Origin of the sequence: Bacillus infantis NRRL B-14911, from assembly GCF_000473245.1 — a bacterium.
In the GTDB taxonomy this organism is placed as follows: Bacteria; Bacillota; Bacilli; order Bacillales; family Cytobacillaceae; genus Bacillus_AB; species Bacillus_AB infantis.
In genome coordinates this window covers 4,256,374-4,269,090 of the sequence record NC_022524.1, presented here as the reverse complement: position 1 = coordinate 4,269,090, position 12,717 = coordinate 4,256,374, and the positions used below count along the sequence as shown (strand labels likewise).

11 protein-coding genes are annotated in these 12,717 nt (G+C 43.6%); all 11 read left to right on the top strand.

Annotated features, from left to right (window positions below; genetic code table 11):
* Positions 1 to 19: 19 nt before the first annotated feature.
* The 11 genes from N288_RS21270 to N288_RS21215 all read left to right on the top strand — a co-directional run bounded on the left by N288_RS21270 (position 20) and on the right by N288_RS21215 (position 12,716).
* A complete protein-coding gene (locus tag N288_RS21270) occupies positions 20 to 469 on the top strand; it encodes a hypothetical protein (RefSeq protein ID WP_009792804.1) in 450 nt (149 codons plus the stop codon).
* A gap of 308 nt (positions 470 to 777) precedes the next feature.
* On the top strand, positions 778 to 2,289 hold the full coding sequence (locus N288_RS21265) for a sodium:solute symporter family protein (protein ID WP_022544453.1): 1,512 nt from the start codon (positions 778 to 780) through the stop codon (positions 2,287 to 2,289).
* A gap of 14 nt (positions 2,290 to 2,303) precedes the next feature.
* Positions 2,304 to 3,539, top strand: a complete 1,236-nt coding sequence (locus N288_RS21260) for an AGE family epimerase/isomerase (RefSeq protein ID WP_009792806.1) — start codon at positions 2,304 to 2,306, stop codon at positions 3,537 to 3,539.
* 28 nt (positions 3,540 to 3,567) lie between these two features.
* Positions 3,568 to 4,833 (top strand): neutral/alkaline non-lysosomal ceramidase N-terminal domain-containing protein, encoded by a 1,266-nt coding sequence (locus N288_RS21255; RefSeq protein WP_009792807.1) that lies wholly within the window; start codon positions 3,568 to 3,570, stop codon positions 4,831 to 4,833.
* Complete coding sequence (locus N288_RS21250; RefSeq protein WP_009792808.1) at positions 4,823 to 5,599, top strand: glucosamine-6-phosphate deaminase; 777 nt, start codon at positions 4,823 to 4,825, stop codon at positions 5,597 to 5,599. Before N288_RS21255 ends, N288_RS21250 begins: the two co-directional genes overlap by 11 nt.
* A complete protein-coding gene (locus N288_RS21245; protein ID WP_022544452.1) occupies positions 5,589 to 6,752 on the top strand; it encodes an N-acetylglucosamine-6-phosphate deacetylase in 1,164 nt (387 codons plus the stop codon). Before N288_RS21250 ends, N288_RS21245 begins: the two co-directional genes overlap by 11 nt.
* A gap of 15 nt (positions 6,753 to 6,767) precedes the next feature.
* Positions 6,768 to 7,520 (top strand): sugar isomerase domain-containing protein, encoded by a 753-nt coding sequence (locus N288_RS21240; RefSeq protein WP_022544451.1) that lies wholly within the window; start codon positions 6,768 to 6,770, stop codon positions 7,518 to 7,520.
* 56 nt (positions 7,521 to 7,576) lie between these two features.
* Complete coding sequence (locus N288_RS21235) at positions 7,577 to 8,683, top strand: ROK family transcriptional regulator (RefSeq protein ID WP_022544450.1); 1,107 nt, start codon at positions 7,577 to 7,579, stop codon at positions 8,681 to 8,683.
* A gap of 928 nt (positions 8,684 to 9,611) precedes the next feature.
* Positions 9,612 to 10,886: an extracellular solute-binding protein gene (locus N288_RS21225; RefSeq protein WP_009792813.1), complete on the top strand. Its 1,275-nt coding sequence runs from the start codon at positions 9,612 to 9,614 to the stop codon at positions 10,884 to 10,886.
* Between the two features lie 63 nt (positions 10,887 to 10,949).
* Entirely contained in the window at positions 10,950 to 11,825 is an 876-nt protein-coding gene (locus tag N288_RS21220) for a carbohydrate ABC transporter permease (protein ID WP_009792814.1), read from the top strand.
* A 15-nt stretch (positions 11,826 to 11,840) separates the two neighbouring features.
* Positions 11,841 to 12,716 carry a carbohydrate ABC transporter permease gene (locus N288_RS21215; RefSeq protein ID WP_009792815.1) on the top strand — a complete coding sequence of 292 codons (876 nt, stop codon included), beginning with the start codon at positions 11,841 to 11,843 and terminating at the stop codon, positions 12,714 to 12,716.
* Position 12,717: the final 1 nt, after the last annotated feature.

The window sequence follows — 12,717 nt, the reverse complement described above, 5'->3', positions numbered from 1 at the left end:
GCGTAAGGGGATTATATAGTTGAACAAAAAGCTTATGATTTCTATATTACTGGCAATCTGTGTTTTTTTCATCTGGTTCTTTAAAGTCGAAAACGATTATAAAGAAAAAGAATTAGAAGAAGCAGCTTTCAGGACTTTTTTTGAACAAGTAAAAAAAGACAGTGAAATTACTGAAGGTTATCGACATGGGAAACAGTCAAAAGAGGTCTTCGAACTAAGTAAAGAAAACGTTATTACCACTTTTGAGCTTTTAACAATGAATTATCGTGCGTTGAAGATGGATGATACAGATAGATATCATGATATTCTTCAGTTATTCCCGCAGTACTGGCAATTAACATCTCATAAAGATGTAACGAATGCTCAGCGGCAAAGCATTGATTACATACTTTCTGAGTTTGAAAGAACCAATGAGGAAGTTAAATTAGAAGCTACTAATAAAAAAATCTTTTATTACAAAATTAGGTGACAGGCACCTCCCGAGTAATCTTGTTACTCAAGATGTTTCACAGTGAGCTAATTTAATAATGATACGATTTCTAAGGTGAAGCACTAGTTGCTTTACCTTTTTTTCTATTTTGAAAATGGAAGGGATAAGTGACAATTTATTTTTAAAAATTCAGAAATTAATTTTACAAACAGATGAACTTATGTTATTTTCTAATTGTATTAGTCATATATTATTACTAAATAAAGGGGGGAGGATTACAGAGTGAATTAGTGAGATTCAATAGAATTTTGTAAAGCGTTAAGATCTAAAAAAGGGGGAGCATGAGGATGAGCGGATTAGATTGGGGAGTCATTATTGCATTTTTCTTATTGATGGTTGTTATTGGATTCACCACTTTTAAAAAGGTTCAAGGGTCGAAGGATTATTTTGTTGCCGGCGGGAATCTTCCCTGGTGGCTGGGCGGGATTTCCCATCATGTGGGCGGCTATAGCGGGGCTGTATTTGTGGCCTATGCAGGGCTTGCTTATACTCATGGGTTCAGTTTGTATGTGTGGTGGGCGCTGCCGATCTTCGTATCTGTAATTGTAGGCGCTTACATTATGGCGCCTCGCTGGTCTAAGCTGAGAACGAAGCTGGACATTGAATCGCCAACGGAGTATCTTGCTATGCGCTATAATGTGCCGACTCAGCAATTGATCGCATGGAGCGGTGTACTGTTAAAACTGTTTGATGTTGGAGCCAAATGGGCTGCGATTGGGATACTGTTGAACGTATTTACTGGGGTTCCGATCATGTACGGAATCTTGCTGTCGGGATTGGTTTCCTTGGTTTATATTACGATTGGCGGCATATGGGCCGATCTGTGGACAGACTTTGTTCAATTCCTTATTCAAATTGTGGCAGCATTTGTCATGTTCTTTATAGTATTAAGCAAAATGGGTGGTGTTAGTTCAATTTTCGGGATTTGGGACCAGCTCCCGCCGGCGAATAGCCAGCCATTCAATGAACCCTACTCAATTGGTTATGTGCTAGTCTTCGTCTTCATTGTTTTCTTAAGCTACAACGGTGGTACTTGGAACCTTGCAGCAAGATACATCTCTTCTCCATCCGGGAAAGAAGCAAAGAAATCTGCCCTATTATCTGGCTGGCTTTACCTTTTGTTCCCATTGATTCTGTTCTTTCCGATGTGGGCTGCACCGCTTATCCTGCCGAATCTTGAAGATCCAACCAAATCATATGCCCTTTTGACACAGGAGCTTCTTCCAGCCGGCTTAGTTGGTCTAGTGCTGGCATCATTATTTGCCGCAACCATGTCGATGACATCCTCAGACGCCAACACTATTTCATCTGTAATCACTAGAGATATACTTCCCGTTATGTCCCGGAAATTCAAAGGGCTTAACCAGCAGGCCACCTTGAAGATTGCCCGGATTACTACATTCATCTTTACTTTCGCTACCCTTATTATCGCTATCTTTTCAGATAACTTCGGCGGAGTTCTCGGTCTGCTGATCTCCTGGTTCGCAGCCTTGGTCGGACCTGTCTCTATCCCAATGCTGCTTGGGCTTCTGCCAGCCTTCAAACGAAGCGGTTCCGCAGCAGCAATTTCATCCATCATTGCAGGCTTTATCATGTTTGCAGTCACCAAATATTGGGTGGATTGGCCGCTTTATGTAGAACTGGGTGCCCCGGTGTTTTCTTCTGCACTTGTTTATATCGGAATGGGCTTTTTGAACAGCAAAGCAGTTTCACCGGATGTGGAGGATATGCTGACTGCCATAAGCAAAAGTGACGAAGAGCTTGCCAGCGATACAAAAAACATCAATACAGCATTATAAAAGAGGAGAATTTAATGAATGAAATAAATGAATTTTATCAGAAGGAGATTGTGGAGAACTTCTGGCCGTTCTGGGAAAATGCCTTTGACCAGAAGCATGGCGGCGTTTTTACCTGCTACACCAACGACGGCTCACAGCTCGTCAACAGAGTCAAATATACCTGGTCACAGGGGCGCTTCCTTTGGCTCTGCTCTGAGCTGTATCAGCTGGCCGAGGCAGGAAGATTGCCCCTTGAATCAGCATCATTAAAGGACATGGCGGAAAAAACGTATGCCTTTCTGAAGAAGCATACACTCACCAGGGAAAACCATGTGCTTTATGCTGTCACTGAGGATGGAGGGGAAATTGAGGGGCAAAAGGATATTAGTATATATGCAGATTGCTTCTTTGTTCTCGGAGTAAATAAATATGCCGAAATATTTAATAATGCTGATGCTTTTTCCCTGGCAGTATCGGTTTATAAGACTGTAAACACGAGAGTGCTGGAGGGAAAGGTGAAAACAGAGCCCTATCCTATTCCTGAAGGCTATTTATCCCATTCAATCAATATGATTCTATTAAATGTCGCGCAGGAAATAGAGAAAACAGCAGACCAGTATTCTTTTTCCATAGAGAGTCTTGGTGTAAAGACGTCTGGTGAATTGAGCAGATATATATTGAGAGAATTCATTGCTGAAGATGGCAGGTGCGTTGAGCTGAAACCGCAAAGGGAAGGGAGCGGCGGTACGTTATTGGAAAATCATCTGAATCCTGGCCATACGCTCGAATCAATTTGGTTTCATCTCCATAGCTTGCACGAATGGAAAGAAAGTGAGCGCGGGGCGGTCCTCGAAGCACTTTCCAAAGTTGCCTTAAAAGCGATTGAAGCTGGCTGGGATGAGGAATATGGCGGGTTATTGCGTTTTGTAGATAAAAATGGCGGCAAGCCAAGCGGGCGGGAGAATGATGATGAACCCTACTGTGCCCTCATTCGCGATACCTGGGACACCAAGCTTTGGTGGCCGCATTCTGAAGCGCTGTATACGCTGCTCCTTCTCTACCAGCATACCAAGAAAGAGGTGTTTAAAGAATGGTATCAGCGGGTGGCCGGCTACACGTTCAAGACCTTTCCAAACCCTGATAAACAGATTGGAGAATGGATTCAAATCAGGGATCGGCAAGGCAAGCCATTAAACAAAGTAGTTGCGCTTCCGGTGAAGGATCCATTCCATGTGATAAGGAATTTTATACTGATTATGAAGTTGTTTTAGTGATGGTGAACAGAAAGGAGAATACGGCATGTCACTTTGGCTGGGAGTTCATCAGATTGATATAACCCCGGAGATGCCAGTGCAGCTGGCGGGGTTTGCCCATCGAAAAGGCAAGGCAGAGAGTGTCCATTCTCCTCTTTTCTTAAAAACCTTTTATTTTGAAATCGGAGCAGAAAAATCAGTCCTCTTCATAGGGGATGTGATCTGGTGGGATACAGAATATGTTCAAAAGTGGAGAGGCACCTTGAGCGATAAATTTAGCATTGATCCGGAATATATCTGCTTTCATGCCACCCACAATCACTCTGGTCCGCAGACCAGTGCTGCTTTTACAAGCCTTCTTGGTGAAGCGGATCCTCAATATCTCGGCTCATTGGAAGAAATGATTATTGAAAGTGTAAGAGCCGCAAAAAGTGATAAAGAAATAGTCACTGCGGCCCGGAGATATACAACGTGTGAGATGGGGGTAAACCGCAGATACTCCGAGGGCAAGAGAATCGTGATGAGGCCTAATTACGATGGGATTGTTGATCAAACAGTTTCCATTATTTCTTTTGAAAAAAAGAACCAGGAAGTAAAAGGGGTGCTGCTTCACTATGCCTGCCATCCTACCTCAACGGATGCCAATATTCTTTCAGCTGAATTTCCGGGTTATGGCTGTGCCATAATTCAAGAGCAATACAGCAATGCAGTCATCGGCTTTTTGCAGGGCTGCTGTGGAGAGGTAAGACCGGCATTAGTAAAAGATAAAGAGTTTTATAGAGGAGAAACATCTGATATGGAACGGCTGGGAGCCCAGCTTGCTGCGCCAGTTCTTCAGGCTTTGAGGGAACAGGCGGGTGAAAAGCTGGAGATGAATTTCATGGAAGCGAAGGTGATGAGTGTGCCCCTTTTCTTCCAGGAAGGTTATCAAGCTGCAGCAGAGATGGATGCGAGAGTCCAATGTTTATGGAAGGATCATGTGCATAAGCACTGGAGCGCTGGAAGATCGGCCAAGTTGGAGATACAGGTATTAAATCTTGGAAATGATTTAAGTCTTGTCTGTTTCAGTGGAGAGATGGTCCAGCAGTATGGGCAGTATGTAAGGGGCCTCTCTCCCGGGTCGCTTGCAATAGGATACAGCAACGGGATGTCCGGGTATATCCCGACTGCTGCACAGATCCGGGAAGGCGGATATGAATCGGAGGATTTTATCTATTATTTCGGACTGCCCGCGCCTTTTCAGGAAGGGATGGAAGAGACAATCGTGCTGGCCATAAAAAATAGTTTAGTAGGTGAGAGAATTGACAGTTAAAGCAATTAAAGAAGGACAGAAAGACAAGCTGACCTATTATGTGTTTAAAAACCGGGATGACATGGGCAGGGCTGCAGCTGCTGATATCGCAGGGCAGATTGTAAAGCTTCAAAAGGAACAGGGTGAAATCCGGATGGTTTTTGCCGCAGCGCCATCCCAGAATGAGGTTCTGGATTATTTAATACAGGACAGCAGAATCAGGTGGGAGGATATGACAGCCTTTCATATGGATGAATACATTGGCCTTCCAAATGATGCGCCACAGCTTTTCCAAAACTTTTTGAAGGAGAGGCTGTTTGACAAAGTTTCATTCAAGCAGGTTCATCTCATCAACAGTTCCGATAAGGAAGAGGTGGAGCGGTACACACGCCTATTACAGGAAGCTCCAATTGATATTGTTTGTCTTGGAATTGGGGAAAACGGGCACATTGCTTTCAACGATCCCCCGGTTGCTGATTTTGAAGATGAACACATGATTAAAAAAGTGGAACTGGAGGATGCATGCAGGCAGCAGCAAGTAAATGATGGCTGTTTTTCCAGCCTGGAGGATGTGCCGTTATACGCTTTTACGCTGACAATCCCGGCCTTGCTGGCAGCAGGATCCATGTATTGTGCTGTTCCTGGCAGAACAAAAGCGGAAGCCGTTCGGCAGACCCTTAATGGCCCAATCAGTACGGCATGTCCTGCCACTATTTTGAGAACGCATGCTCAGGCAAAATTATATTTGGATAAGGATTCCTTTGGAGATGAACAGGATGGAAGATAATTATTATACGCTGGAGGGCATGCACTATAAGGATAATAAGCCAGTAAGAATCATCATCAAAGATGGCTTCATCGAATCAATGGAACCCTTGGCTGCGTTGGAGGATTCTGAGCTTTATATAGCTCCCGGATTTGTAGACCTCCAGGTGAATGGCTACAGGGGTGTTGATTTTAATAGCATTGAACTCACCGTGGATGATGTAAGGAAGGCCTGCTTGTTTCTTTTGGAGGAAGGGGCTACTTCCTTTTTTCCTACGATTATTACAAACTCTTTTAATCAAATTGCATCGCTCACGTCTACCATTTCACTTGCACGGGAGCAAGATGAACTGGTGAGAAGCATGATACCGGGAATCCATTTGGAAGGACCGTTCCTATCAGGGGAGGATGGCCCAAGAGGGGCACACAGCAAACAATATATTCAGCCTCCCGACTTTGAGTTTTTCCAGGCACTGAATGAATCAGTCAATGGGCTGATCAAAATGATTACACTGTCACCTGAATGGCCGGATGCGGCGGACTTTATCAAGAAGGCAGCAGCACATCAAGTGCTGGTGTCTATCGGCCACACAGCGGCCGATGGGGAACAGATCAGGGAGGCGGTTAAAGCGGGAGCAGCACTATCAACGCACCTCGGCAACGGCGCCCATGTGATGCTCCCGAGGCATCCAAACTATCTATGGGATCAGCTGGCGGAGGATTCACTTGCAGCAACAGTCATTTGTGATGGCTACCATTTGCCATCTTCGGTTTTAAAAGTGATTGAGAAGGTAAAGGAAGACAAAATGCTGATCATTAGTGACAGCGTGGCATTAGCCGGTCTCCCCCCGGGTGATTATACAGCTCCCGTGGGAGGGGAAGTTACCTTAACGGAACAAGGAAAGCTGCATTTGAAGAATGAACCGAAACTGCTGGCGGGCTCTGCCCAAAGCATACTTTGGGGAGTCAATACTCTAACATCCATGGGCATAACAGCTTTGGAAAAAGCCATTGAAAAAGCTTCTATCCTGCCTGCAAAGCTGCTGAACCTTCCGCAGAAAGACGGTCTGCAGGCAGGTGCACCGGCAGATCTCCTCTTGTTTCGCAAAGAAAACGGCCGTATGGAGTTAATTAAGGCAATAAAAATGGGGGATCCGGGTCCCATAAATCAATGAATGGAGTGTTTCGTGATGAATTATGCACTAGAATACTTTGGTCAGATTAAAAGCTATCTGGAAGAAATTATCGCAACAGAGAGTGATGATATCAATCTGGCGGCAAGGGCCGTGGCAGACCATATAAAAGAAGACAGAATCGTGTACGTATATGGGCCTGGGGGCCATTCCAATCTGGGATCACAGGAGTTGTTCTTTCGTGCCGGCGGGCTGATGCATGTTAGTGCTATTTTGGATGAAGGCACCTTGTTGAGCAGCGGGGCTCTGCGATCGATGGCGATTGAGCGTACTCCGGGCTATGGAAAAGTGGTCCTCCAGGATTATGGCCTGGAATCAGGTGATCTTTTGATCATCGTAAACGCATATGGAATCAACGCAGCGACGATCGATGCTGCACTGGAAGCAAAAAGGCTGGGCGTGAAGACTATCGGAGTATCTTCAGTGAAGCATGCTGCCTCCACTCCTGCAGATCATATTGCAAGACATCCGTCCAAGCAGAATCTGCATGACATAGTGGATATCTCCATTGATTCCAAAATAGAGGTGGGCGACGCGGTAATTGAAATAGAGGGTCTCGAACAGAAGGTAGGAGCAATATCCACTTTTGTAAATGCCTATATTCTTAATTCTGTAAGCATGGAGGCCATTGCATTACTGGTTGAGCAAGGTATTCAGCCTCCCATCTGGAAGAGCGGAAACGCAACGGGAGGAGATGAATGGAACCAGCAGTTTATTTCACGTTTTAAGCACAAAATTAAGAAATTATAAGCTTGTGCTTGATATAATGGTTGGAAACGGCAGTGAGTAGAAAAGAGGATTCAGCCATGTTAACCAAAGGGCCAGGTATACTACGCGAACAAAATCAAAAGAAAATACTATCGCTTCTGCGCAAATATAAGCAAACGTCCCGGAAAGATCTTGCGAAATGGATGGGGGTAAGCAAAAACACCGTGTCTATTATCGTGGATCAGTACATAAATGCGGGAATCATCCGCGAAGTGGGTGTAAAGGACCTGCAAAAAGCCGGGCGGCCTAAAATACTGATTGAAATGAATGCGGATGCTTACCATGCAATTGGAATGGCCATCCACCATAATGGGATTGAATATGTTGTTACAAATTATTATCTGGAAACGCTTAAAAGCGGCTTTATAGAAGTGGAAGGCAGGGACATCACTGCTGTCTGTGAAAAAATAATCTGCATTGCAGAAAGCCTGATCAATGAGTTTACCAATGTGCTGGGCATTGGAATCGGTGTGCCAGGGATAGTGAATTCACAAGAAGGCATCGTCTATGAATCTACGAATCTTCAGTGGAAAAATGTAAACATCTCAGATAAGTTAAAGGACTCTATTCAGGTATCTTTGGTCATTCAAAATAATGTTAAAATGGCCTCCCTCTGCTCAAGTGTATATGACGAAGATATCGATGCCAGCAGTTTTTTCTATATCCGGATTGGTGACGGGATTGGCGGTGCATTTATCATTGACGGTAGCATCTGGAACGGAGAAAGCTTCACCTCCGGGGAGATTGGCCATATTTCTGTGGATCCCAATGGGCCTCTCTGCGGATGCGGCCAAAAGGGATGCCTTGAGAAGATGATCAGCAGAAAGGTATTCTATGAATGGCAGTCCAGTCTTGGTGATATATCCAGGGATGCAAGAGAGAGAGAAACAGAACAGAAGCTTCAGCAATACGGAACTTTATTAGGTGTTTCCCTGATAAGCATCCTTAATCTTATAAACCCAGGGAAGATTGTGATAGACAGCCCGTACAATCAGTACGAAGTCTTTCAATCCACTATCAGGAATTACCTTGATCACAACGCCCTAAGAATACCCAGCTTCCAGACACATATCTACTTTAATAAGGAAGCATTTTCTCAAACAGTGGGTGCAGCTACGGCTGTTATTCATCAATTTGAGGGGTAGATTGATAGAGGTGACAGGCACCTCCCGAATAATCTTGTTTCACACAAATATTTCACGAGAAGCATTGGTTTCCAATACCAATCAAACTTTCCTAAATTTTATATGATAGCTGCATAGAGTAATAACCACAACCTAATAGTTGTGGTTTTTTCCATTATATAAGCAGCACCCGTTTGTTTAGACCCCATCAGATTTGATCATACTTCTAACAGTATTCATGATGGGAGTGCTGTTTATGAATAATGAAGAAGGAAACTTTGTGAGAGGGCTGTATTGGGGAATATTGTTGAGTGTTCCGCTTTGGATGAGCTTGGTTGGCTGGGTTAAGCTGGTATTGCGGTTATTGAATTAGTCTTTTCCCTTTGATGAAAAGATTTCCCCTTACTCAAAATTGGGGCGGATCATTAGATCATTTAAATAGTTTCTGTTAAGAAAATAGATTAAAACTAAGAACAGCAATGACAGTGATTGAACCAAAAAGATGATCATTTTCCTTTTGGAATTAACATTCTTTCTTATTGTAAGGTGAGTCAGTGGAAAAGCTATGATTAAACTAGTGGAGATGGCAAATAACTTAACATGGTACCTAAATAAGTTTATATACAAGTTTGGAGACAAATTATGAACTGGCTGCGCAGCAAATGGAAGTGTGATGGCTAATATAAAAAATATAAGGAATGCATGTAAAATAAGGGTTATAAATGTAAAGTACAATTTTGATTTTCCTCCTCGTCTTCTTTATAAATAAGACGAGCCTCCCTCTATTTCGTTTCATTATTTATCTGAACTTTCCATTTTTATCATCCGAAAACCACACAAATTTAAATTTTCTGGATATTTTTATAGAATTACCGGATATTTTTTAAAAATGTAAGCAGTTACAATTATAAATGTAACTGCTTACATTCTTTTGAGGGAGGAAAGATAGATGAAGAAGATGGGACTTATTCTTTCTGGTTTAGTGGTTGCTGCAGGACTGGTTGGCTGCAGCGGGGGAGATGAAAAAGCGGGTTCGAATGGCGATGCTGTTGAATTGACGTTATGGAATGACTGGACAGAGGATCGCCCGGAAAACGCAGCATATAAAAATATGGTAGAGAAATTCAATGAAGAGCATGATGATATTGAAGTCGTGATTGAGGCGATTCCGCATGATCAGTATGAAACCAAATTAAGGACACAGGCTGCAGGCAACCAATTGCCGGATATGTTCCGTGTATGGCCTGGTGCCCGAATTGCTCCGCTGGTTGAAGGAAATGCGCTTCTTTCGCTGAACGAGATTGTTGATAACTGGGAAGGTACGATTCCTGAGGGTATCATGAAGGATTATGCCGTTGATGGGGAGCACTATGCGATTCCTGGAAACATCAGTGAAACGAGCTTGATTTACTATAACAAAGAGCTTGTGTCACAGGCGGGCTTCGAGGAGTTCCCAAAAACGTATGAAGAGCTGAAATCATTGATTGAAGCATTGAACGGTGAAGATATTACACCGATCGCCCTTGGCAATAAAGGGATCTGGCCGCTGCAGTCAGTATACATTTCAACGATTGCGGACCGCTTCACTGGGAGTGACTTCTTGCCGAATGTGCTGAATGGTGATGGTTCTTTTGAAGATGAGCAATTTATCAAAAGTTTAGAAGTTATTGATGAGTTAACCAAGATGAATGCTTTTAATGCAGACATGAATACATTGGATGAAGCTCAGGCCCGCAACAACTTTATCTCCGGAAAGACTGCGATGCACTTTGCTGGATCTTGGGCAATCGGGCCGATTTTAGACAGTGCGGAAAATGTGGATAACATTGGTGTCGCTCCTTTCCCTACCTTTGAGGGAGCAGAAGGGGATCAGGAGAAGATAGCTGGTGTAGCTGGAGGCGGAATTGCCTTGAACAGTAAATTAAGCGGCGAAGAAAAGGAAGCTGCTTTTGAATTCCTGAAGTTCTTCTATAGTGAAGATATGTATCAGCAATTGCTGGAAGCGAATATCGTTGTTCCTGCCGACCTGGAAATGGGCGACGATATCCCTGAAATCTTCCAAACTGCCAACAAGCTGGCACAGGGCGGATTGTCACCGGTTTATGATGCGACCTTAACACCGGAATTGACGGATATGATCAACAATGGCCTGCAATCTATCACTCTGGGAGAGAAGACTCCTGAAGAGCTTGCTGCCGAGATGCAAAAAGAGGCAGAAAAATAATCATATAACCTGGGCAGGCTGTTAATTTGATTAGCAGCCTGTCAACATCAAGGGGTGAGATTCATGCAACCTACAAAAGGTACGAAAATAGCGATTGCGGCCGGTCTGGCGCCGGCATTGCTCATTTACTTAGTTTTTGCGATTCTGCCGATCCTGCAGTCCTTTTACTATTCCCTGATGGAGTGGAACGGGTTCTCGGCCATGAAGTTTGTCGGTCTTGATAATTTTGTTCAGTTATTCCAGGATTCCCTTTTCTGGAATTCAGTAAAAAATAATATTTACGTCGTTTTGGCTTCTGTATTTGGGCAGGTTCCCATTGCCTTATTTATTGCTTTACTGTTAAACCGGAAAATCAAGGGCTTGAAAATTTTCCGTACGATCGGTTTTCTTCCCGTCGTTTTGTCAACGGTTGTCATCTCTTTAACCTGGAGCCTTATTTTCAACTCTGAACAGGGATTGATCAATGAATTGCTTCGGGCAGTCGGGCTGGACTTCCTGGCACAAAACTGGCTGGGCGATACCAAATTTTCCATGATTGCTGTTTTGGTGGTCGTTATCTGGCAGTTCGTCGGCCTGTATCTGATCATCTTCCTTGCTGCCTTGCAGAATGTACCGCAGGAAGTGCTGGAAGCGGCGAAAATCGATGGTGCTTCTGAATGGACAACAACCTGGAAAATTACGATTCCGATGATTTGGGATACGATCATTGTAGCGGTCATTCTTGCCATCTCCGGAAGTTTGAAAACATTTGATTTGATTTATGTCATGACACATGGCGGCCCGGCGCATTCAACGGACGTTATGGCACTGTACATGTTCAATGAAACGTTCAGCAAGCTTCAGTATGGATACGGCAGTGCAGTTTCCGTCGTTATATTCTTCTTCAGCCTCATTTTGATTTACACGGTGACAAAACTTCTTGGACGTAAGATGATATAAGGGAGGGTACACATTATGCAGCCGGTTATGTCTAAACCGCCGACGATAGATGCTGAACCAAAGCGGAAGAAGCTGAAGTGGAAAAGGCCGATTATATACGCTGTTCTCATCATCTTCGCCATTGTCAATGCCTATCCAATCATTTGGATGGCCATTAATTCATTCAAATCAGAAAAAGAATTTGCGACCAATCAATTCGGTCTCCCAAGCACATTTGTTTTTGAAAATTACCTCAGCGCATGGGAAACCGCCAATCTGGGGACCTTATTCACCAATAGTTTATTTGTTACAATAACGGCGACACTATTAACGGTCCTGATAGGTGCAATCGCCTCTTATTTTCTATCAAGATTCCATTTTAAGCTGAATAAAGCGGCCTATGTCTTCTTTATATTCGGAATGCTGATTCCGATTCATGCGACACTTGTGCCGATGTTTATATTAATGAGGAATTTAGGGCTTTTGAATATGCCGATTACACTGATTTTTCCGTATATCGCCTTTCATCTGCCGATTACGATTTTTATTTTGACAAGCTTTATGAAGGCTTTTCCAAAGGATATTGAGGAATCAGCCATTATGGATGGCTGCGGGATTTTCCGTATTTTCTGGTCGATTATCCTGCCGATGTCGCGTCCGGCCTTAGCAACGGTCGTCATCCTGAATTTCATTTATAATTGGAATGAATTCTCATTCGCCCTCGTTTTAATCAATGACCCGGCATTGCAGACACTTCCACTTGGTCTGGCAAGCTTTGCGGGACAATTTACGACGAATTACGGCGCACAAATGGCTGGATTGACCATGTCCATGATTCCGATTCTCGCTTTCTATCTATTGCTAGAAAAAGAAATTGTCAATGGAATGACAGCAGGTGCCGTAAAAGGCTAAG

Excerpts from the sequence above, each read along its gene's own strand:
- N288_RS21265 (WP_022544453.1), top strand. The coding sequence starts at position 778 with ATGAGCGGATTAGATTGGGGAGTCATTATTGCATTTTTCTTATTGATG.
- N288_RS21260 (WP_009792806.1), top strand. The coding sequence starts at position 2,304 with ATGAATGAAATAAATGAATTTTATCAGAAGGAGATTGTGGAGAACTTC.
- N288_RS21255 (WP_009792807.1), top strand. The coding sequence starts at position 3,568 with ATGTCACTTTGGCTGGGAGTTCATCAGATTGATATAACCCCGGAGATG.
- N288_RS21245 (WP_022544452.1), top strand. The coding sequence starts at position 5,589 with ATGGAAGATAATTATTATACGCTGGAGGGCATGCACTATAAGGATAAT.
- N288_RS21240 (WP_022544451.1), top strand. The coding sequence starts at position 6,768 with ATGAATTATGCACTAGAATACTTTGGTCAGATTAAAAGCTATCTGGAA.
- N288_RS21235 (WP_022544450.1), top strand. The coding sequence starts at position 7,577 with ATGTTAACCAAAGGGCCAGGTATACTACGCGAACAAAATCAAAAGAAA.
- N288_RS21225 (WP_009792813.1), top strand. The coding sequence starts at position 9,612 with ATGAAGAAGATGGGACTTATTCTTTCTGGTTTAGTGGTTGCTGCAGGA.
- N288_RS21220 (WP_009792814.1), top strand. The coding sequence starts at position 10,950 with ATGCAACCTACAAAAGGTACGAAAATAGCGATTGCGGCCGGTCTGGCG.
- N288_RS21215 (WP_009792815.1), top strand. The coding sequence starts at position 11,841 with ATGCAGCCGGTTATGTCTAAACCGCCGACGATAGATGCTGAACCAAAG.